This window comes from Pantoea sp. ICBG 828 (assembly GCF_002928355.1).
GTDB lineage: Bacteria > Pseudomonadota > Gammaproteobacteria > Enterobacterales > Enterobacteriaceae > Pantoea > Pantoea dispersa.
This window is the reverse complement of sequence record NZ_POWN01000001.1, coordinates 388,333-408,701: the sequence shown is the minus strand read 5'-3', so window position 1 is coordinate 408,701 and position 20,369 is coordinate 388,333. Positions and strand designations below refer to the sequence as shown.

Here is a 20,369-nt window from a genome sequence, read left to right as displayed (position 1 = left end):
GTGTTATTTTTTAATTTTTTAAGCCCCTGGTGGGGTGACAAGAAAATGACACAAAAGGATGAAGATCAGTAGTGCAATAGTTGTAACAAATAATTTCTTATTGGCTTTTTGTGCGATTTTTATACGCCAATTCCATTATTCGGAAATGGGAATCGCTTTTACTTATCATGATTAAGTGAGTGTTTAATCGACGATTAATATTTATATTATTGATAATTAATGATTAAAGTAAGAGGGGTATGACTTAATAAAAATAGCGCTTTATTGCCTTAAATAGCACAAGCCTATGCCTTAAAGTTCAATGCTTATGAATCAAAGCAGGCTGATAGTCACCCCGTAAATTATCCGCATTGACGCACTGTGTCGGTTTATTTCAGGCTAAATAATATCCCGATCTTTAATACGTTTAATTACCGGACAGTCTGGCACAGGGTAGCCAAAATAAGTTAATCAGTTGTTACTAATAAGCGGCCGACATGCACCACGCCGATGCCTGAACCGGGCTGTCACTTGCACCCGCTAAGCGCAGCGCGCCCCAAAATGGCGCAGCCGACGCCTCATTTTGGCGAAATATCCGCTGTGCGATCACAAAAGCAATATTTCATTTTGCGAATGCATAAATCCGCTAAACAAATTACTGCGGTGCTGCTGTCATCGGATGGTTATTCACTTTTTATGCATTAAATGTGCATGGCGAAAGGGTGTAACTTATTGATATTTCGTTACCGAACCTGATTTATGCATTTTTTCCTCTGGCTGGCACGTTAACTGCACTCTATAGTCGAGCTGCAACTCAGCAACTTTTAACAATTTTAAAACAAAAGCTTCACCCGAAGTGAGGCAGGAGAAATGGCTATGTCACTGCAGGTTTCACGTCACGATTTCGATCAATGGATGATGCCGGTTTATGCCCCTGCGGCTTTTGTGCCGGTGCGTGCCGAAGGTTCTACGCTGTGGGATCAGCAGGGCAAAGAGTACATCGATTTTGCCGGTGGCATCGCGGTGAACGCGCTTGGCCATGCCCATCCCGCGCTGCAGCAGGCACTGACCGAGCAGGCCGGTAAACTGTGGCACACCGGCAACGGCTACACCAACGAACCGATTCTGCGCCTGGCGAAGCAGCTGATTGATGCCACCTTTGCCGACCGCGTGTTCTTCTGTAACTCCGGGGCGGAAGCCAACGAGGCCGCGCTGAAGCTGGCGCGTAAAGTGGCGCACGACCGTTTCGGTGCCGAAAAAAACGGTATCGTCGCCTTCACCAATGCCTTCCACGGCCGCACCCTGTTCACCGTTTCAGCCGGCGGCCAGCCCGCCTATTCGCGCGATTTCGCCCCGTTACCGCCAGCCATTCAGCATGCCACCTTTAACGACCTGGCCTCGGCGGCGGCCTTAATTAATGACCAGACCTGCGCGGTCATCGTCGAGCCGATTCAGGGCGAGGGCGGTGTATTACCGGCCGATCCGGCGTTCCTGCGCGGACTGCGCGAACTGTGCGACCGCCATCAGGCGCTGCTGATTTTTGATGAAGTGCAGAGCGGCGTCGGCCGTACCGGCTCGCTGTATGCCTATATGCATTACGGCGTCACGCCTGATGTGCTGAGCACCGCCAAGGCGCTGGGCGGCGGCTTCCCCATCGGTGCGATGCTGACGCGTGAAGATCTGGCGCAGGTGATGGGCGTCGGCACGCACGGCACCACCTACGGCGGCAACCCGCTGGCCGGTGCGGTGGCCGGTAAAGTGCTGGAGCTGATCAATCAGCCTGAGTTTATGGCTGGCGTCGCCGAGCGGCACCAGTGGTTTGTCACGGCGCTGCAGGAGATCAACCAGCGGCTGCCGGTGTTTAAAGAGATTCGCGGCCTGGGCCTGCTGATTGGCGCGGTACTGAATGACGATTTTGCCGGTAAAGCCAAACAGTTCAACCTGACGGCGGCGGAAGAGGGCGTGATGGTTCTGATCGCCGGTGCCAGCGTGGTGCGCTTTGCCCCGGCGCTGAACATCAGCGAGCGTGAAGTAAAAGAAGGGCTGGCGCGCTTCGAACGCGCCTGCGCACGCGTGCTCAAAGGAGCCACATCATGATGGTGATCCGCCCCGTCGAACGTGACGATCTGCCGCAGCTGCTGGCGCTGGCGGGGAAAACCGGCGGCGGTCTGACCTCGCTGCCCGCTGACAGCGAGACGCTGAAGGCGCGCATTGAGCGCTCGCTGCAAACCTGGCAGGACGCGCTGCCGCGCGCTGAACAGGGCTACGTGTTTGTGCTGGCGGATAGCAGTGACAATCGCGCCGTCGGCATCTGCGCCATTGAAGTGGCGGTAGGTTTGCAGGATCCCTGGTACAACTTCCGCGTCGGTACTCAAGTACACGCCTCGAAAGAGCTGAACGTCTACGCCAGTTTGCCGACCTTATCGCTGAGTAACGATCACACCGGCAGCAGCGAACTGTGCACGCTGTTCCTCGATCCTGACTACCGCGACGGTAAAAACGGCCATCTGCTGTCCAAGTCGCGCTTTTTATTTATGGCGAACTTCCGCGAGCGCTTCATGAAGCACGTGGTTGCGGAGATGCGCGGCGTCAGCGACGAGCAGGGACATTCGCCATTCTGGGACAGCGTGGGCAGCCGTTTCTTCTCGATGGAGTTTCGCCAGGCCGATTTTCTCAGCGGCACCGGGCAAAAAGCTTTTATCGCAGAACTGATGCCCAAGCATCCGCTGTATATCCACTATCTGTCGGAAGCGGCACAGCAGGTGATTGGTGAAGTCCACCCGAAAACCGCGCCGGCGCGCGCGGTGCTGGAAGCCGAGGGTTTCCGCTATCTCAACTATATCGACATCTTTGACGGCGGCCCGACGCTGGAGTGTGAGATCGACCGCATCCGCGCCATCCGCAAGAGCAAAGTGCTGACCGCCAGCGAAGGCGAAGCTGAGGCGCACTGGCCGCTGTGCCTGGTGGCGAACTGCGACTATCAGCAGTTCCGCGTGGCGCTGCTGCCGGTCGATGTCGCATCCGGTCAGGTTCTGATTAATCAGCAGCAGCGCACCGCGCTGCGCTGCGACTATGGCGATTCGCTGCGGGTGGTTACCCTGGGTCGCGAGGAGAATAACGCATGACGCATTTTATCAACGGTGAATGGCAGCCGGGCAGCGCGGAGACGCTGAGTAAACACAATCCGGTGAGCGGCGAGATCTTATGGCAGGGCAACGCTGCCTCTGCGGCGCAGGTGGCGGCGGCCTGTGAGGCGGCACGCGCGGCGTTCCCGGCATGGGCACGCCTGCCGTTTGCTGCCCGCCAGGCGCGGGTAGAGGATTTTGCCCGTCTGCTGGAGCGGGATAAAACCGAGCTTGCGGCAATCATCGCACGTGAGACCGGCAAACCGCGCTGGGAAACGCTGACCGAAGTGCAGGCGATGATCAATAAAGTGGCCATTTCGATTAAGGCTTATCACACACGCACCGGCGAAAAGGCCGAAGGTGAGAGTTCACTGCGCCACCGGCCGCACGGCGTGCTGGCGGTGTTCGGCCCGTATAACTTCCCCGGCCATCTGCCGAACGGACATATCGTGCCGGCGCTGCTGGCGGGCAACTGCGTGTTGTTTAAACCGAGCGAACTGACCCCCGCCACCGCAGAGAAAACCGTGCAGCTGTGGCAGGAAGCGGGCCTGCCGGCGGGTACGCTGGCGCTGTTACAGGGCGGACGTGATACCGGCCAGGCGCTGGCGCAGGCGGAGCAGATTGACGGCCTGCTGTTTACCGGTAGCGCGGCCACCGGCTATCACCTGCATCGCCAGTTCGCCGGACAGCCGGAGAAAATGCTGGCGCTGGAGATGGGCGGCAACAATGCGCTGATTGTAGAAGATCCGGCCGACATTGATGGCGCGGTGCATATCGCTATTCAGTCGGCGTTCATTACCGCCGGCCAGCGCTGCACCTGCGCGCGTCGTTTGCTGGTGAAACGCGGTGCGGCAGGCGATGCCTTCCTGCAGCGCCTGGTCGAGGTGAGTGCGCGCCTCAAACCGGCAGCGTGGGATGCCGAACCGCAGCCATTTATGGGCAGCGTGATTTCGCCCGCCGCCGCCGGGCAGATCTTCGCCGCCTGGCAGCAGCGGGTTGAGCTGGGTGGCAAGGTGCTGCTGGCGATGCACTGGCCGGATCGCGACAGCGCGATTATCACGCCCGGCATCATCGACATGACCGGCGTCGCCGGACTGCCTGACGAAGAGGTGTTCGGACCGCTGCTGCAGGTCATCCGCTACGACCATTACGCGCAGGCGATTGGCCTCGCAAACGACACGCGCTACGGATTGTCGTGCGGGCTGGTGTCACCACAGCGTGACCAGTTTGATCAGCTGCTGCTGGAAGCGCGCGCCGGCATCGTGAACTGGAATAAACCGCTGACCGGCGCCGCCAGTTCGGCACCGTTTGGCGGCGTGGGCGCCTCCGGTAATCACCGTGCCAGCGCCTGGTACGCGGCGGATTACTGCGCCTGGCCGATGGCCTCGCTGGAGAGCAGCAGCCTGGCGCTGCCAGGCAGCCTGTCGCCAGGGCTCGATTTTGCTGCTTCAGGAGCGACATCATGAAGGCGTTTGAAGCAAACTTTGATGGTCTGGTCGGCCTGACGCACCACTACGCTGGCCTGTCATTTGGCAACGAAGCCTCCACGCGCAATCAGCTGCAGCCCTCCAATCCGCGGCTGGCGGCCAAACAGGGGCTGCTGAAAATGAAGGCGCTGGCCGACATGGGCTATGTGCAGGGGGTTATCCCTCCGCACGAGCGGCCTAATCTGCCGCTGCTGCGCCAGCTGGGATTCAGCGGCAGCGATGCGCAGGTACTGGCCAAAGCGGCGCAGCAGGCACCGCAGCTGCTGTCAGCGGCCAGTTCGGCGTCGGCGATGTGGGTGGCCAATGCGGCCACGGTTTCGCCATCGGCCGACAGCGCCGACGGCAAAGTGCATTTTACCGTTGCCAACCTCAACAATAAGTTCCACCGGGCGATTGAAGCGCCGGAAACCGCCGATCTGCTCCGCGCCATCTTTCGCGATGGCCGCCACTTCAGCGTACACGACGCGCTGCCGCAGGTGGCGCTGTTTGGTGACGAAGGCGCAGCCAACCATAACCGCTTCGGCGCTGACTATGGCGCGCCCGGCGTTCAGCTGTTTGTCTACGGTCGCGACGGCCAGCAGCAGGGCAGCGCACCGGCGCGCTATCCGGCGCGGCAGACGCGTGAAGCCAGCGCGGCGGTGGCGAGACTGCATCAGCTGGATGACGCGCGCACGCTGTTTGCTCAGCAAAATCCGGCGGTGATCGATCAGGGGGTGTTCCACAATGATGTAATCGCCGTCAGCAATCAGCAGGTGTTTTTCTGCCACGAAGAGGCGTTTGTCGACCAGCCCCAGCTGCTGCAACAGCTGGCGGCTCAGGTGCCGGGCTTCCAGCCGATTGTGGTACCGCGCGATCGGGTGTCAGTGGCCGATGCGGTGAACACCTATCTGTTTAACAGCCAGCTGCTGCAGCATCCGGACGGCGGCATGCGGCTGGTGCTGCCGGAAGAGTCGCGCCAGCATCCCGGCGTGTGGCGCTATTTGAGCGAACTGGTGGAGAGCGGCGGCCCGATTCGCGCGCTGCAGGTGTTCGATCTGCGTGAGAGCATGTGCAACGGCGGCGGACCGGCCTGCCTGCGTCTGCGCGTGGTGTTAACCGAGGCGGAGCGTCAGGCCGTCAATCCGGCGGTGCTGATGAACGATCGCCTGTTTACGCGTCTGAATGACTGGGTGGATCGTCACTATCGCGACCGCCTGACGCAGGCCGATCTGGCCGATCCGCAGCTGCTGAGCGAAGGGCGAAGCGCGCTGGACGAGCTGACACAGCTGCTAGACTTAGGCAGTGTCTACGCGTTTCAGCGTTAACGCCGGGGGCAAATGTGTTGCCCCCTGTGTCAGAAAGGAGTGAACATGCAGGACTTTTTACAGCAAACCCTGTCAGGCAGGCCGCCCGCGCAGTGGCAGGGCAGTAACGCCCACCTGCACTGGCAGTGGCATGATGAGGGCATACTATCCCTGACACCGCATACGCCCACGCAGCAGGCGCTGGTTCTCTCTGCCGGGATTCACGGCAACGAGACCGCCCCGGTGGAGATCCTCAATCTGTTGCTGACGCCGCTGCTGCAGGGGGAAAAACCGCTGGCCGTGCGCCTGCTGGTGATCCTCGGCAACCCGGCGGCGCTGCGCAGCGGCAAACGCTACCAGCATTATGATATCAACCGGCTGTTCGGTGGCCGCTGGCAACAGGTGGCCGACGTGCCGGAGGCGCAGCGCGCGCTCCAGCTGGAGCAGGCGCTGGAGAACTTCTGGTGCGAGTGTCTCGATCACGAGATTCGCTGGCATCTCGATTTGCACACCGCGATTCGCGGTTCGTGGCATACGCGCTTTGGCGTGATGCCGCTCAACAGCCAGCCGTGGCCAGCGGATTTTTTACACTGGCTGGCAGCGGCCGAGCTGGAGGCGCTGGTGTTTCACCGTGCGCCGGGCGGCACCTTCACCCACTTCAGCTGTGAACACTACGCGGCAGCCAGCTGTACGCTGGAGCTGGGAAAGGCGCTGCCCTTTGGCGAGAACGATCTCACTCAGTTCAGCGGCGTGCAGCGTGCGCTGGCGGCGCTGCTGTACGGTGAGGCGCTGCCGCCGGTGCGCGAGACGCCGCGCCATTATCGCGTGGCACAGCAAATCACCCGGCACGGCGAGCAGTTTGTTCTGCATATGGGCCCGGAAACTCTCAACTTCACGGCTTTCCCGCAGGGCACGCTGCTGGCGGAAGAGGGTGAGCGGCGCTATTACGTGCAGCAGGCGCGTGAATATGTGCTGTTCCCCAATCCCAACGTGGCACCGGGCCTGCGCGCCGGGCTGATGCTGGTGGAGGAGAGTGAGCAGACCCAGGCGCTGGAGTTGTAATCGAAAGCTTTACCCGGCAATCCTTCCTCTCCCTGTGGCGGGAGAGGTCACGGGTGAGCAAATTAACGACATTTTCCCTTCCGCAAAACCGACAAAGCCATTACACTCCTCCTTAATTCCTGCGCTTTCCCCTTGATCGTCATACTCTTTTGCAATTCCTCACGCATTTCTTCGCAATCTCTCCATGATTGCCCGATATCTGTCTTTTATGCTTGCAGGGCTTTACTCAGCCTCTGAGTAGTTGACGTTCAGCGTCGTATGCTTGTTTCCGAAGACGCGACACAGGCTGTCGTCATTAAACTGAAAAGTAAGGACAATATTATGCGTAAACTGACCTCCCTGTTTCTGGCTACCGCAATGGCTTTCGGCGCCGCCAATATCGTCCATGCTGCGGCTGACAACCTGACGCCGCCGCCAGCGGGCAGTGAAAAACCGATGCACAAGCCGATGCGCCACCACGGCATGGACATGATGTTCAAAGACCTCAACCTGACCGACGCGCAGAAAACCCAGATTCGCGACATCCTGCGTGACAGCCATAAAGACATGAAGCGTCCATCGCTGGAAGAGCGTCGTGCTAACCACAGCATCATCGCATCCGACACCTTTGACCGTGCCAAAGCAGAAGCGCAGGCAGACAAAATGAGCGCCAATGCGAAAGAGCATGCGCTGAAGATGCTGGAAACCCAGAACAAGATCTATAACGTGCTGACGCCAGACCAGAAGAAGCAGTACAACGCCAACTTTGAGAAACGTCTGACAGAAAAAGGCCCGCATGACGGTAAAATGCCGCCACCGCCGGCTGATGGCGAATAAGCCGTTTAGCTCACCGGTTTGAGACCGCCGACGTTGTCCATGGCACACTGTGCTTTGGGCAGCGTCGGCGGTTTTGCGTTACAGCTCAATCAGCGGATAAACGCCGGACAGCAGCGGTCGGCAGAGAATTTTGTAGCCGTCATGGTCGAAGCCGTGACGCGCACGTTGCAGCTGACGCGCTTCCTGCTCACTGCTGACCGATCCCAGCCAGAACCAGTGATCGATGACGTGAATCTGCGTCATCTCCGTCCCGCGCTCCACCATACCCACCGGGCCCCGCCACGGCCAGCACACCACGCGCAGCTGCTCCAGCCCTGCCAGCAGGCGCTCCTGATGCGCCGCCAGCGGTTCCGCCCCGCAGCAGGCACCGGCACAGCGTTTAAGCGCCGCGCGGAAACAGCCGCGCCCCGGCTGCAGGCGCTCTAATCCCAGCAGGCCGTGGCACAGGCGCAGCTCGTCGGCGAGGCTTTTCAGCTTCTCTAAGGCGGCAAAGCGGCTGCGGAATAGCCCGTACAGGTCAGGCGAGGAGGAGAAATCGAGATCGCGCGCGTACACCACCTGCGGTGCGCCGTCGCCCAGCTGCAGCGAGCACAGCTGGCGGTTTTTGCGCAGGCGCTTATTGAACAGCGGCTGCTGTGTTTTGATCATCTGCGCTTCGAGCAGCTGTGCGCCCACGTCCCCGGCGGTGGGGATCCAGCTGACGCGTCGCGCCTGGCGCAGCATGCTGGCTTCATCCGCCGTGCGAAAATGGGCCATCACCCGGCTGCGCAGGTTGATACTCTTGCCGATGTACAGCGGCAGGTTGTCGTTATCACCGTGGAAAGTGTAAACGCCCGGCTGATTAGGCAAGCCTTCCAGCCACTGACGCAGATGTTCGGGATATTGATAGATAGCCGCCGCATCAAATTCGAGGCGATGGCGGTTTGCTCGTCTGACCAAAGAACGCTCCGCTTACTGGTTGTGCATACAGTATATCAGCGTGCGCGTTTTCCCGCCAGCGGGGGTGTGAAGAGGCAGGCTTCCCGCCGGGGGAGCGGGAAGCCACAGGGATTACTTCTTCCAGAAGTCGTCGAACACGGTGATCGGCGGACGACGTTTATGCTCGGTTTTGGTGTACCAGCCTTCAATGATTTTCGCCGCGTCGGCGTCGATGGTTTTGCCTTCGAGGAAATCATCAATCTGCTGATAGGTCACGCCCAGCGCCACTTCATCCTGCAGACCGGGACGATCGTCCTCCAGATCGGCGGTGGGGTGCTTGAGATAGAGGTGTTCCGGGCAGCCGAGCGCTTTCAGCAGCTGTTTGCCCTGGCCCTTGTTGAGGCGGAAAATCGGGTTGATGTCGCTGCCGCCGTCGCCGTACTTGGTAAAGAAGCCGGTCACTGCTTCTGCGGCGTGATCGGTGCCGACCACGACGCCTTTGGTCATACCGGCAATGCTGTACTGGGCTTTCATGCGTTCGCGCGCTTTCTCGTTGCCGCGCACAAAATCCGACAGGGCAATGCCCGCCTCCTGCAGTGCGCGCTCGCTGGCCAGTACCGCTTCTTTGATATTGACCACCAGCGTGCGATCCGGCTGGATGAATGCCAGCGCATCCTGACAATCCTGCTCGTCAGCCTGCACGCCATACGGCAGGCGCACGGCGATAAAGCTGTAGTCGTGATCGCCGGTCTCTTCACGCAGTTCAGTAATGGCAGTCTGCGCCAGCTTGCCGGTCAGCGTTGAGTCCTGACCGCCGCTGATGCCGAGCACCAGGGTTTTGATAAACGGATGGGCTTTCAGATAGGACTTCAGAAAATCGACGCTGACGCGGATCTCCTGCTGCGGGTCGATAACCGGTTTAACACCCAGGGCCTGAATGATTTCCTGCTGCAGTGACATGAACCTCTCCTCAAGTCGGTAGCCTGACGGCACAATGCGAATCATGTGCTAAAGCTAACGCCTCCGCAGAAAAACAACAAGCCGAACGGCTTGTTGTCCGGTGTTTCTGTTGGCAATTCAGGCGCTTTTTGGTTTCTGCGCCAGCAGCATGAACATCACGATGGCCAGCATAAAGCAGCCAAAGATGGTGGCCGTCATGCTGATTACCGAGGTGCCGCCAAGGCCGGTGATCGGTACGCTGAGCGCGCCGAGCGAGAACATCGCAACACCGATTACCGCCGAGGCGCTGCCGGCGCGGTGGCCCTGGCTCTGCATCGCCAGCGATGACGCGGTGGTGGCGATTACGCCGTTACTGGCGATGGTAAAGAACAGCGCTACCAGCACCAGCGGCAGCGGCGCGCCGCTCAGGCCGGCCAGCAGCAGGCAACTGGAGGCAATAAACGCCAGCGTCAGACCGCCTTTCAGCACGCGGTATTCGCCCCACAGCGGACAGAGCCGGGCGCTGGTTTGCGAGGCAATCACCAGGCCAATGCCGTTCGCCGCAAAACACAGGCTGAACGCCTGCGGCGACAGGCCGTAAATCTGCTGCAGCACAAACGGCGAGGCGCCGATGTAAGCAAACATACCGGACATCATGAAGCCCTGCGTCAGGCAGAAGCCCATGAATGGTCGGTGGGTGATGACCTGGCCGAGCGCCGCCCAGGCGGAGAAGATCGATCCCTGGCTGCGGCGTTCGGCGGGCAGGGTTTCGTGCAGCTTCCAGCGCGCCAGCAGAATCAGCAGCACGGCAATCGCGCCCAGCACTACAAAGATGCCGCGCCAGTTCAGCACCGTCATCAGCGCACCGCCCAGCACCGGCGCACCAATCGGCGCCAGGCCATTCACCAGCATCAGCAGGGCAAAAAAGCGCGTCAGCTCATGGCCGCTATACATATCGCGGGCAATGGCACGCGACAGCACCGCGCCGCCGGCACCGGCCAGCCCTTCAAACAGGCGCGCCACCAGCAGAGCGTGAATATCCTTCGCCAGCGCACAGCCAATTGAGGCGATGAACAGCAGCGCCAGCGACAGCAGCAGCGGACGAATACGGCCAAACTTATCGCTCATCGGACCAAACAGCAGCTGTCCGGCGCCCAGCCCCAGCAGACCGGCGGTCAGACTTAGCTGGGCAGTAGCGGTTTCGCTACCGAGGTCGCGCGCCAGTTCAGGCAGGGCGGGCAGATAGAGATCGATACAAAGCGGCCCGAGCGCGGCGAGCAGGCCGAGCGTGATGGCATAAACCAGCCGGTTAGGGTGTGCAGGTGTCATTGATCCTCTGTGTTATTTTTGGCTTTAAGATGTATCTTGCGCCGCGATTATACGGAGCCGGTGACGGCAAAACAGTATCTTTACGTAATCCTGACGCTTCAGAACTGACCGAAAGCACCGCCATTGAGTTGATAAATCTGGAATTATGTTCCAGGCTTAGTGGGACATGGATAAAGTATGAGGAACAACAAGATGAATAAAGTGCTGGGATGTATCGCTGCCGCTATGACGCTGGCAGCCCTGTCTGGTTGTACAACTTACGATCGTGCGGAAAGCTACGTGACTAAGCCTGTGGTGAAGGATGTGAAAAAAGGCATGACGCGTGAACAGGTGCGCCAGATTGCCGGACCGGCGTCAACCGAGATCACCATGGTTCACGCACGGGGTACCTGCCAGACCTACGTGATTGGTGAGCGTGATGGCAAACAGCAAACTTATTTTGTGAGCTATAACGACACCGGTCGCGTCATGAACTACGGCTTCCAGAGCTGTAAGGATTACGATACCGATCCGCAAGCCGCGCAGTAACGGCAGCAGAATAACAAACGGCCCGTCTGAGACGGGCCGTTTTTCTTTGTGCGCTTACAGCCCATACGGCCGCGGCACCTCAATGTAGCTGCCGCTGATCTCGCGCTGATAGTAGTGACCATCCTGCACGTAATAGCGTTTGCCGTTATAATCCAGAACGCGCATGGCGCTGGCCGGTGGGCCATCCGGTGGCTGGACCACCACGTAGGTGTCGCCCTGCCGCTGGTAGTAGCTACCGTTCAGCAGGTAGTAGGTCAGTCCGCCAATCAGCACGGCAGTCGCGGCCTCCGGCAGAAAACGCAGCGGTCCGGGATGGCCCCAGCGGGGTCCCGGACCACCCCAGTGCGGGCCGGGTCCAGGACCCCAGCCATACGGATGAGCAAAACTTACGGTTGGCGCTATCAGGGTTAACGCCAGCATTGAGGCGATAACGTTTCTCATGACGGTTCTCCTGCGGTAACTCCCCGCAGCATTCGCCTTTCAGCGCGCAAACTCAAGCAAAAAACCGTCGATTTTGCCTTCGTTTACCACGCTTAACGCTTTCCTGACGTTAGCGCCATGATTGCGGAAAAAGTGCAGAAAACGGCAAAAAAAACGGCAGGCTTTGCGGCCTGCCGTTACGGGAAAACGGGTTAATTAGCGGTGCGCCAGTTCCGCGTGTTCGTCGCTCTCCAGCACTTTTTTGTCGGTCATACCCAGCCAGCGGCTGGTCAGTGAACCGGCGGTCATCGAGCCGTTAACGTTGAGCGCGGTACGGCCCATATCAATCAGCGGTTCGATGGAGATCAGCAATGCCACCAGCGTGACCGGCAGGCCCATCGCCGGCAGGACGATCAGCGCGGCAAAGGTCGCGCCGCCACCGACGCCCGCCACACCGGCTGAGCTCAGCGTGACAATACCGACCAGCGTGGCGATCCATACCGGGTCAAACGGGTTGATACCCACGGTCGGCGCTACCATCACCGCCAGCATGGTGGGATAGAGGCCGGCACAGCCGTTCTGGCCGATGGTCGCGCCAAATGAGGCCGAGAAGCTGGCGATGGATTCCGGTACGCCCAGACGACGCGTCTGTGTCTCCACGTTCAGCGGAATACTGGCGGCACTGGAACGGCTGGTGAAGGCAAAGGTAATCACCGGCCAGACTTTACGGAAGAAGCGCAGCGGGTTGATACCGTTGATCGACAGCAGCAGCGCGTGAACGCCAAACATGATCGCGAGGCCGAGATACGAGGCCACCACAAAACCGCCCAGCTTGATGATGTCCTGCAGATTGGAACCGGCAACCACTTTGGTCATCAGCGCCAGCACGCCGTACGGCGTCAGCTTCATGATCAGACGGACCAGCTTCATCACCCAGGATTGCAGGGTATCAATCGCCACCAGCACGCGCTCGCCTTTAGCTTTGTCATCTTTCAGCAGCTGCAGCGCCGCCACGCCGAGGAAAGCAGCGAAAATCACTACGCTGATGATCGACGTTGGATTGGCACCGGCCAGATCGGCAAACGGGTTTTTCGGGATAAAGGAGAGCAGCAGCTGCGGCGTACTGAGATCCGCGACTTTACCAACGTAGTTGCTCTGGATGGCGCTCAGACGCGCGGTTTCCTGCGCGCCCTGTACCAGTCCTTCCGCGCTGAGGTGGAACAGGCCGGTCACCAGCACGCCCACCAGTGCGGAAATGGCGGTGGTAAACAGCAGCACGCCGATGGTCAGCACGCTGATTTTGCCCAGCGACGAGGCGTTATGCAGCCGCGCCACCGCACTGAGGATTGAGGCAAATACCAGTGGCATGACAATCATCTGCAGCAGCTGAACATAGCCGTTGCCGACGATGTTGAACCAGCCAATCGACTCTTTCACCACCGGGCTGTTTTCGCCATAAATGGCCTGCAGTGCCAGGCCAAAGATCACCCCCAGCACCAGGCCGGTCAGCACGCGCTTCGACAGGCTCCAGCTCTGGTTGCCGACGCGGTTTAACGCAATCAGCAGCGCGACAAATGCCACGATATTGATGATCAGAGGAATATTCATTGTTAACTCCTGAAGGTCGCCACGCGATCGCGCCGCGTAACCGAAAATAGCAGAGGGATCCTCTGTAACTGTCGCGGCATGGTACCAGTTGGTCCTGCGGGAACAATATATCTAAATCGTCTTGGTTATAACTAAATGGAATTTAAGGCGATTATTTAAGCAATCGCTGGCAGAAGGAAAAACACTTCAGCGCGTACTGCCGTTCACCAGCCGGCCAATGCCGTTCTGCAGATTATTGAACAGCTGCTCCGGCCAGCCGTTAGCGCCAAACGACGGCATACCGGGCGGGAACCACAGCGCATAACCTACGAGTGCGAGGCACAGCGCGCGCTCCAGCTGGTTGCCTTGCTGGCTGTTGAGGATAGGCAGGCGAAAGCGCCAGCGGCACGGCCACAGCAGCGGCACGCCGGCGGGCGTCAGCATATCGGCGACAATGTGGCTGAGATAGCCGAGCGTCATGCCCTGCAGGACATCCGCTGGCAGGAACCAGTCGGCCGGCACGTTAATCTGAAACAACCACAGGCTGACCGCCACCGCCAGCAGGCTATGGGTAAAGCCGCGATGGCCAAAAGCGCGGGCTATTGGCTGCGACAGCCACTTTAGCCGCTGGCCCAGCACCGATTTAGGGTGATCGATATCCGGCAGCAGGCAAGTCAGCAGCGCAGCCGGCACCAGATGCCACCAGTCGGCACTGGTCATCACCGGCGTCAGTTCGGCGCGTTTGGCAAATATCGCACTGGCGATGGCAAAAATGATATGGCCTTCGGCCGTCATGATGGAACCTGGCTGCAAAAACTGTCGATGCATCCAGTATAGGGATTTATCCAGTAAATGAGAACGGTGACGCTGTAACGAAGAGTGAATTTTTTACTGGCCCGCGCCTGAAAAAAGCGCGGGAAATTAACGGTCTGGCTTACTTTTGCGCCTGGCAACCGGGCGAACCATCAGCCAGGCGTAACGCGCGATGCACAGCGATCAGTTAAACAGATGTTCCGCCTGCAGCTGCGTCAGGTTTTCCAGTTGCACATTGGCCAGTGCCCAGCGCGCATCGTGGCGATGTTCGGCGGCAGGCACCACAATGGAACGCATGCGCGCGGCTTTACTGGCGATCATGCCGTTGAACGAGTCTTCCAGTGCCACGCAGTTGAGCGGATCAACCCCCAGCTTTGCCGCAGCATCCAGATACACCTGCGGATGCGGTTTGCTGTAAGGCAGCGCTTCAGCCGAAGCGAGGGCGCTAAAGTAGTGACGCAGATTGAACATCTCCAGCACGCGTTCCAGCATCGCCAGCGGAGACGCCGAGGCCAGCGCAATCGCCAGTCCCTGTTGCTGACACAGCTGCAGCGCCTGCTCAACGCCGGGCAACAGCGGCCGCGTCTCTTCGACCAGCGCCAGCGCACGGGCAATAATACGCTGAGTGACTTCGGCCTGATCCGGTCCGTTCCACGGCAGCGCCTCGTACCACATGCGTACGGTTTGATCGATGCGCAGGCCGAGCGTATCCGGCAGCTCGTGGCGGCGGCTAATATCCACATTCAGGCTGGCAAACACCTCCAGCTCGGCGCGATCCCATAGCGGTTCAGAATCAATCAGTAAGCCATCCATATCAAAAATAGCGGCCAGCACAGGGCGACGATAGGTCATACAACAGCTCCATTGACAGTTTGCCCTACCTTAACATGGGCGGCGGCGAAAACCGACTTACGGCAGGTTACGCATTTTTCAGGAAAATTTGCTGTAGTGCAGGTAGACTTAGGGCAAAACTACTGTTTGTGAAGGGAAGACACCATGACGTATCAACAGGCTGGCCGCATCGCCATCCTCAAGCGAGTGGCTGGCTGGGTGATTTTTATTCCGGCGCTGTTATCCACCCTTATCTCCATCTTAGGCTTCATGTTTAAACACAGCGAAAAGCAGCCCGGCATCGACGCCGTGATGCTCGACTTCGTGCATGTGATGGTGGATATGATTAAATTCAACACGCCGTTTCTCAATGTGTTCTGGAACAATTCGCCGGTGCCGGAATTTAACGGCGGGGCCAATATTGGCTTCTGGCTGATCTATATCCTGATATTCGTGGGCATCGCTTTGCAGGCCTCGGGCGCACGCATGGGGCGTCAGGCGCGCCATATTAAAGAAGGCATTGAAGACCAGATGATTCTGGAACAGGCAAAGGGCAGCGAAGGGCGCACGCGGGCGCAGCTGGAAGAGAAAATCCATGTGCCGCGCCACACCATTTTGCTGCAGATTTTTCCGCTGTATATTCTGCCGGTGATCATCGCCGTGGCCGGTTACTTCGTGTTGAAACTGCTCGGCATGCTGTAAGGCGTCAGGCCGGTCTGACCTGGCGCTGGCCCAGCGCATCCTCCTCCAGCAACTGGCCGATAGCGAACTGCGCTTCGCCGGCCCAGTTGCCGCCAAAGACGTTGGCGCGGTTGAGCAGATAGTAGAGCTGATACACCGGCTGACGCTGCGAGAAGCCTTCCGGCAGCGGCCACACCGCATGATACCCTTCGTAAATCTGGCGCGGCAGATCGGCGTAGTAGCTGAGCATCGCCAGGTCGCATTCGCGATCGCCCCAGTAGCAGGCGGGATCGAACAGCCACGGGCCGCTTGCGCTGCCGGCGCAGTTGGCTGGCCACAAATCACCATGCAGTAACGACGGTTGCGGATGGTGATTAGCGAGGCTGCGCTGCACGCAATCCACGATCAACTCCATGTCACCGTAATGCACGCCTTTCTCCGCCGCCAGCTGCAGCTGCCAGCCGATGCGCTGTTCGGCGAAAAACACCGACCATTTGCGTAACCAGCTGTTGGGTTGCGGCGTGGTGGTAATGTTGTTGTCGAAGTCGAGACCAAACTGCGGTTGCTCGCTCCACTGGTGCAGATGGGCCAGCTGCTGGCCGAGCTGGAATGCGCTTTGGGCGTTGAGTGGCTGCGGGGGAATGTATTCCAGTAGCAGAAAGCTGGTGTCACGATCGTTACCGACGCCGTAGACCTTCGGCACGCGCACCGTGTGGGTACGCGCCAGCAGATCAAGCTGGTCGGCTTCCCAGCTGAACAGCGTCAGCATGTCGCGCGTGTTGCATTTGACGAACACATCCAGCTCACCGTAGCGCAGGCGCCACGCCGGATGAATATCGCCACCGGGCAACTCATGACGTTCGGTGATTTCGGCATCGCCGGCGTACTCGCTTAACAGACGACTAATGGCTGACCACATCGGGTAATCCTCTTTATTCGCTGCGTAAGGTCGATTGTAACGCGCAAAACTTGCACAACTCCAGCGGCAATGCGCAAATTGCGGATTGCGTCAGGCTTGCGCTTTAAGAAACGCTTCCAGCGTGGTGACATCAGCGTCCGGCTGCTGATCGAGTGCCACTGCCGCCAGCCCGGCGGCGTGTTCCGCCAGCGCCTGCTCCTCCAGCGCACTCACAATGCCAAAGCTGTTGGTGCCCAGCTCGTGCGGATGGCCGTCCGCATCGTGTAACGTGGTGCTGTAACCACCGTTAACCATCGCGCTATTCAGCGCCTGCAGATCGCCAAGACCCCTTTCCTGATAACGGAAGGTGACAACGTAACGCTTGAGATCATGATCGCTCATCTTTTCACCTCATTGTTATCGAACAGATTTCAGCGTAGACCAGCGCCTGCGATAGAGCGAATTCTGCACAATCACCCGGCGGCGCTCAGCTTAAAGTCCTGTCAGGGGCGGCAGAAAATTCTTGTAGCATTTAAGCTGTTATTTGGTTATTTGCCGCCTATAATGCGCGCCGGAAATGGGAAGATTCCCAATCCACACGCGGTGCCAGCGCAAAACCTGGCGATTCTGGTGCTTTCATACTTTTTTACAAAACTTACCGTAAATTGCATTGATTGCCCGGGAAAATTCTCCAGACTCATCTCTTTTTCAACTGTCGTACGGGTTACCTTTTAATGAAAGCCTTCAATAAGCTGTCCGCTGTTTTGTTGCTCTCCGCCGGAGCATTTTGTCACCAGGCCTTTGCAGATAACGCTGTCTTCACCTCAATGGATGACCCTTCTACGGCAAAAAAACCGTTTGAAGGCACCGCGTCAGCCGGTTACCTGGCACAGACCGGTAACACCACCAGCTCATCGCTGACCGCGTCAACCAGCATGACCTGGTATCAGACCTCAACGGCGTACAGCCTGTGGGGTAACGCCGCGAATACCTCATCCAACGATGAGCGCTCGTCGGAAACCTATAACATCGGTGGCCGTAGCCGTTACAACCTCAACAGCGCTGACTACCTGTTCGGTCAGGCGAGCTGGCTGAGCGACCGCCTGAACGGTTATGATTCACGCGATGTTCTGACCGCCGGTTACGGTCGTCAGATCCTCAACGGTCCGGTGCACTCGCTGCGTGCTGAATTCGGTCCGGGTGTACGTTACGATGACTTCCACGATGGCGGCCACGAAACCAAAGCACTGGGCTACGGCGCGCTGAGCTATCAGTGGCAGCTGACTGACACCACCAAATTTATCCAGGGTGTGTCGGTGCTGAGCAGCTTTGGTGAAGACACCACGCTGAACTCCGAAACCGCACTGCAGGTGGCGATCAACGACCACTTCGCGCTGAAACTGGGCTACAACGTCACCTGGAATAACAATCCGCCAGAATCTGCGCCAGACCGTACCGACACCAAAACCACGGTCCAGCTCTCTTACGCGATGTAAACCAGAGCGCATTGTTACACCGTCGCCCGGCCTGTGCCGCGCGGCGTTTTTTTTTGATCTCTCTTTGGCTTAGCGCATTTCTTCGCGGGTTTTGCTCACTGCGGAAAGCTGTTATCATCGTTGCCGCTTTACGCGCCTGGCGTCATTCCGACAGTGTGGGTCTGACATCGCGCCAGGTAAACCAAACAAAACTCAGTGTTGCATGTAGGCTTTCGTGTGGCTTACCACTGCAATTAAGGATATGAAATGCCAGTAATTACTCTTCCTGATGGCAGCCAGCGCGTATTTGACCGTCCGGTCAGCGTGATGGACATTGCGCTGGATATCGGTCCGGGTCTGGCGAAAGCCTGCATTGCCGGTCGCGTCAATGGCGAACTGGTGGATGCGGTTGATCCGATCACCAGCGATGCGCAGGTCGCTATCATCACCGCGAAAGATGACGCCGGTCTGGAAATTATTCGTCACTCCTGTGCGCACCTGTTAGGACATGCGATCAAACAGCTGTGGCCGAATACCAAAATGGCCATCGGTCCGGTTATCGATAACGGCTTCTATTATGATGTCGATCTCGACCATACGCTGACACAGGAAGATCTTGAGCTGCTGGAAAAGCGCATGCACCAGCTGGCTGAGACCAATTACGACGTCGTGAAGAAGAAGGTGAGCTGGCAGGAAGCGCGTGACGTGTTTGCCGCGCGGGGCGAAAGCTACAAAACCACTATTCTTGACGAAAACATCAGCCATGACGATCGTCCTGGCCTGTATCACCATGAAGAATACATCGACATGTGCCGCGGTCCACACGTGCCGAATATGCGTTTCTGCCATCATTTTAAACTGCAGAAAATCTCCGGAGCCTACTGGCGCGGCAACAGCGACAACAAAATGCTGCAGCGTATTTACGGTACGGCCTGGGCAGACAAGAAACAGCTGGCGGCGTATCTGCAGCGCCTGGAAGAGGCCGCGAAGCGCGATCACCGTAAAATCGGTAAGCAGCTCGATCTCTACCATATGCAGGAAGAAGCACCGGGTATGGTATTCTGGCACAATGACGGCTGGACCATCTTCCGCGAGCTGGAAGTGTTTGTGCGCACCAAGCTGAAAGAGTACGACTACCAAGAAGTGAAAGGTCCGTTCATGATGGACCGCGTGCTGTGGGAAAAAACCGGGCACTGGGACAACTACAAAGAAGCGATGTTCACCACCTCTTCCGAGAACCGTGAATACTGCATCAAACCGATGAACTGTCCGGGTCACGTGCAGATCTTTAACCAGGGTCTGAAATCGTACCGCGACCTGCCGCTGCGTATGGCGGAGTTCGGTAGCTGTCACCGTAACGAACCGTCAGGTGCGCTGCACGGTCTGATGCGCGTGCGCGGCTTTACCCAGGATGACGCCCACATCTTCTGTACTGAAGATCAGGTGCGTGATGAAGTGAACAGCTGCATCCGCATGGTCTATGACATGTACAGCACCTTCGGTTTTGAAAAAATCGTGGTGAAACTGTCGACGCGCCCTGAGAAGCGTATTGGCAGCGATGAGATGTGGGATCGTGCCGAAGTGGACCTCGCCGAAGCGCTGAAAGAGAACAACATTCCGTTCGAATATCAGCCGGGTGAAGGCGCCTTCTACGGCCCGAAAATTGAGTTTACGCTGCACGATTGTCTCGACCGCGCCTGGCAGTGCGGCACCGTTCAGCTAGACTTCTCCCTGCCGAAACGTCTGGACGCCACCTACGTGGGCGAAACCAACGATCGTCAGACGCCAGTGATGATTCACCGTGCGATTCTGGGGTCGATGGAGCGCTTTATCGGGATTCTGACCGAAGAGTTCGCCGGTTTCTTCCCGAGCTGGCTGGCGCCGGTACAGGCAGTGGTGATGAATATCACCGACGGCCAGGCAGAATATGTCAGTGAATTGACGAAGAAATTGCAGAATGCTGGCATTCGTGTCAAAGCAGACTTGAGAAACGAGAAGATAGGCTTTAAAATCCGCGAGCACACATTACGTCGCGTCCCTTACATGCTGGTCTGCGGTGAGAAAGAGGTGGAAGCAGGCAAGGTTGCCGTGCGCACCCGCCGTGGTAAAGACCTCGGGAGCATGGACGTAGATGTGTTTGTTGAGAAGCTGCAACAAGAGATTCGCAGCCGACATCTTCACCAATTAGAGGAATAAGG

Annotated in this window: 19 protein-coding genes; 10 read left to right on the top strand and 9 right to left on the bottom strand. The window is 58.3% G+C overall.

Annotated elements, in window-relative coordinates:
* The first annotated feature begins 855 nt into the window (after positions 1 to 855).
* The 6 genes from C1Y43_RS01895 (at position 856) to spy (ending at position 7,752) form a co-directional block, all read left to right on the top strand.
* A complete protein-coding gene (locus C1Y43_RS01895) occupies positions 856 to 2,076 on the top strand; it encodes an aspartate aminotransferase family protein (protein WP_058757664.1) in 1,221 nt (406 codons plus the stop codon).
* Complete coding sequence (gene astA, locus C1Y43_RS01890) at positions 2,073 to 3,104, top strand: arginine N-succinyltransferase (RefSeq protein WP_021506267.1); 1,032 nt, start codon at positions 2,073 to 2,075, stop codon at positions 3,102 to 3,104. Before C1Y43_RS01895 ends, astA begins: the two co-directional genes overlap by 4 nt.
* Positions 3,101 to 4,570 (top strand): succinylglutamate-semialdehyde dehydrogenase, encoded by a 1,470-nt coding sequence (gene astD, locus C1Y43_RS01885; RefSeq protein WP_104186806.1) that lies wholly within the window; start codon positions 3,101 to 3,103, stop codon positions 4,568 to 4,570. The genes astA and astD overlap by 4 nt, the downstream gene beginning before the upstream one ends.
* Entirely contained in the window at positions 4,567 to 5,895 is a 1,329-nt protein-coding gene (gene astB, locus C1Y43_RS01880) for an N-succinylarginine dihydrolase (RefSeq protein WP_104186804.1), read from the top strand. The genes astD and astB overlap by 4 nt, the downstream gene beginning before the upstream one ends.
* 45 nt (positions 5,896 to 5,940) lie before the next feature.
* On the top strand, positions 5,941 to 6,936 hold the full coding sequence (astE, locus tag C1Y43_RS01875) for a succinylglutamate desuccinylase (protein WP_104186802.1): 996 nt from the start codon (positions 5,941 to 5,943) through the stop codon (positions 6,934 to 6,936).
* A gap of 321 nt (positions 6,937 to 7,257) precedes the next feature.
* Complete coding sequence (gene spy, locus C1Y43_RS01870) at positions 7,258 to 7,752, top strand: ATP-independent periplasmic protein-refolding chaperone Spy (protein WP_021506263.1); 495 nt, start codon at positions 7,258 to 7,260, stop codon at positions 7,750 to 7,752.
* Positions 7,753 to 7,830: 78 nt separating this feature from the next.
* Here spy and cho read toward each other — a convergent pair whose 3' ends face one another.
* The 3 genes from cho to C1Y43_RS01855 form a co-directional block, all read right to left on the bottom strand.
* Positions 7,831 to 8,691, bottom strand: coding sequence for an excinuclease Cho (cho, locus tag C1Y43_RS01865; RefSeq protein ID WP_104186800.1), 861 nt, complete (start codon positions 8,689 to 8,691; stop codon positions 7,831 to 7,833).
* A gap of 111 nt (positions 8,692 to 8,802) precedes the next feature.
* On the bottom strand, positions 8,803 to 9,630 hold the full coding sequence (gene nadE, locus C1Y43_RS01860) for an ammonia-dependent NAD(+) synthetase (protein ID WP_021506261.1): 828 nt from the start codon (positions 9,628 to 9,630) through the stop codon (positions 8,803 to 8,805).
* Between the two features lie 117 nt (positions 9,631 to 9,747).
* Positions 9,748 to 10,938 carry a multidrug effflux MFS transporter gene (locus C1Y43_RS01855; protein ID WP_104186798.1) on the bottom strand — a complete coding sequence of 397 codons (1,191 nt, stop codon included), beginning with the start codon at positions 10,936 to 10,938 and terminating at the stop codon, positions 9,748 to 9,750.
* 192 nt (positions 10,939 to 11,130) lie between these two features.
* Here C1Y43_RS01855 and osmE point away from each other — a divergent pair, with 192 nt between their 5' ends.
* Positions 11,131 to 11,466 carry an osmotically-inducible lipoprotein OsmE gene (osmE, locus tag C1Y43_RS01850; protein WP_021506259.1) on the top strand — a complete coding sequence of 112 codons (336 nt, stop codon included), beginning with the start codon at positions 11,131 to 11,133 and terminating at the stop codon, positions 11,464 to 11,466.
* A 54-nt stretch (positions 11,467 to 11,520) separates the two neighbouring features.
* On the opposite strand, the gene C1Y43_RS01845 is transcribed toward osmE, so the two are convergent.
* The 4 genes from C1Y43_RS01845 to hxpB all read right to left on the bottom strand — a co-directional run bounded on the left by C1Y43_RS01845 (position 11,521) and on the right by hxpB (position 15,138).
* Complete coding sequence (locus C1Y43_RS01845) at positions 11,521 to 11,907, bottom strand: DUF6515 family protein (RefSeq protein ID WP_031279187.1); 387 nt, start codon at positions 11,905 to 11,907, stop codon at positions 11,521 to 11,523.
* Between the two features lie 195 nt (positions 11,908 to 12,102).
* A complete protein-coding gene (locus C1Y43_RS01840; RefSeq protein WP_021506257.1) occupies positions 12,103 to 13,494 on the bottom strand; it encodes an L-cystine transporter in 1,392 nt (463 codons plus the stop codon).
* 186 nt (positions 13,495 to 13,680) lie between these two features.
* The gene (locus C1Y43_RS01835; RefSeq protein WP_104186796.1) at positions 13,681 to 14,268 is read right to left on the bottom strand and encodes a metal-dependent hydrolase; all 588 of its coding nucleotides are present in this window, start codon (positions 14,266 to 14,268) and stop codon (positions 13,681 to 13,683) included.
* 201 nt (positions 14,269 to 14,469) lie between these two features.
* Entirely contained in the window at positions 14,470 to 15,138 is a 669-nt protein-coding gene (gene hxpB / locus C1Y43_RS01830; RefSeq protein ID WP_058757670.1) for a hexitol phosphatase HxpB, read from the bottom strand.
* 144 nt (positions 15,139 to 15,282) lie between these two features.
* On the opposite strand from hxpB, the gene C1Y43_RS01825 reads away from it, so the two are divergent.
* Entirely contained in the window at positions 15,283 to 15,819 is a 537-nt protein-coding gene (locus C1Y43_RS01825) for a YniB family protein (RefSeq protein WP_058776249.1), read from the top strand.
* Between the two features lie 4 nt (positions 15,820 to 15,823).
* Here the strand turns inward: C1Y43_RS01825 and C1Y43_RS01820 are convergent, their stop codons facing one another.
* Together C1Y43_RS01820 and ghoS are read right to left on the bottom strand one after the other, a co-directional pair.
* Complete coding sequence (locus tag C1Y43_RS01820) at positions 15,824 to 16,717, bottom strand: fructosamine kinase family protein (RefSeq protein WP_104186794.1); 894 nt, start codon at positions 16,715 to 16,717, stop codon at positions 15,824 to 15,826.
* A 90-nt stretch (positions 16,718 to 16,807) separates the two neighbouring features.
* Positions 16,808 to 17,098 carry a type V toxin-antitoxin system endoribonuclease antitoxin GhoS gene (ghoS, locus tag C1Y43_RS01815; RefSeq protein WP_058757672.1) on the bottom strand — a complete coding sequence of 97 codons (291 nt, stop codon included), beginning with the start codon at positions 17,096 to 17,098 and terminating at the stop codon, positions 16,808 to 16,810.
* 332 nt (positions 17,099 to 17,430) lie between these two features.
* Here ghoS and C1Y43_RS01810 point away from each other — a divergent pair, with 332 nt between their 5' ends.
* Complete coding sequence (locus tag C1Y43_RS01810; protein WP_031279185.1) at positions 17,431 to 18,192, top strand: YdiY family protein; 762 nt, start codon at positions 17,431 to 17,433, stop codon at positions 18,190 to 18,192.
* Positions 18,193 to 18,438: 246 nt separating this feature from the next.
* Entirely contained in the window at positions 18,439 to 20,367 is a 1,929-nt protein-coding gene (thrS, locus tag C1Y43_RS01805; protein ID WP_104186792.1) for a threonine--tRNA ligase, read from the top strand.
* Positions 20,368 to 20,369 lie beyond the last annotated feature (2 nt).

Coding starts and splice junctions, on each gene's coding strand:
- C1Y43_RS01895 (WP_058757664.1), top strand. CDS start 856: ATGTCACTGCAGGTTTCACGTCACGATTTCGATCAATGGATGATGCCG.
- astA (WP_021506267.1), top strand. CDS start 2,073: ATGATGGTGATCCGCCCCGTCGAACGTGACGATCTGCCGCAGCTGCTG.
- astD (WP_104186806.1), top strand. CDS start 3,101: ATGACGCATTTTATCAACGGTGAATGGCAGCCGGGCAGCGCGGAGACG.
- astB (WP_104186804.1), top strand. CDS start 4,567: ATGAAGGCGTTTGAAGCAAACTTTGATGGTCTGGTCGGCCTGACGCAC.
- astE (WP_104186802.1), top strand. CDS start 5,941: ATGCAGGACTTTTTACAGCAAACCCTGTCAGGCAGGCCGCCCGCGCAG.
- spy (WP_021506263.1), top strand. CDS start 7,258: ATGCGTAAACTGACCTCCCTGTTTCTGGCTACCGCAATGGCTTTCGGC.
- nadE (WP_021506261.1), bottom strand. CDS start 9,630: ATGTCACTGCAGCAGGAAATCATTCAGGCCCTGGGTGTTAAACCGGTT.
- C1Y43_RS01855 (WP_104186798.1), bottom strand. CDS start 10,938: ATGACACCTGCACACCCTAACCGGCTGGTTTATGCCATCACGCTCGGC.
- osmE (WP_021506259.1), top strand. CDS start 11,131: ATGAATAAAGTGCTGGGATGTATCGCTGCCGCTATGACGCTGGCAGCC.
- C1Y43_RS01845 (WP_031279187.1), bottom strand. CDS start 11,907: ATGAGAAACGTTATCGCCTCAATGCTGGCGTTAACCCTGATAGCGCCA.
- C1Y43_RS01840 (WP_021506257.1), bottom strand. CDS start 13,494: ATGAATATTCCTCTGATCATCAATATCGTGGCATTTGTCGCGCTGCTG.
- C1Y43_RS01835 (WP_104186796.1), bottom strand. CDS start 14,268: ATGACGGCCGAAGGCCATATCATTTTTGCCATCGCCAGTGCGATATTT.
- hxpB (WP_058757670.1), bottom strand. CDS start 15,138: ATGACCTATCGTCGCCCTGTGCTGGCCGCTATTTTTGATATGGATGGC.
- C1Y43_RS01825 (WP_058776249.1), top strand. CDS start 15,283: ATGACGTATCAACAGGCTGGCCGCATCGCCATCCTCAAGCGAGTGGCT.
- C1Y43_RS01820 (WP_104186794.1), bottom strand. CDS start 16,717: ATGTGGTCAGCCATTAGTCGTCTGTTAAGCGAGTACGCCGGCGATGCC.
- ghoS (WP_058757672.1), bottom strand. CDS start 17,098: ATGAGCGATCATGATCTCAAGCGTTACGTTGTCACCTTCCGTTATCAG.
- C1Y43_RS01810 (WP_031279185.1), top strand. CDS start 17,431: ATGAAAGCCTTCAATAAGCTGTCCGCTGTTTTGTTGCTCTCCGCCGGA.
- thrS (WP_104186792.1), top strand. CDS start 18,439: ATGCCAGTAATTACTCTTCCTGATGGCAGCCAGCGCGTATTTGACCGT.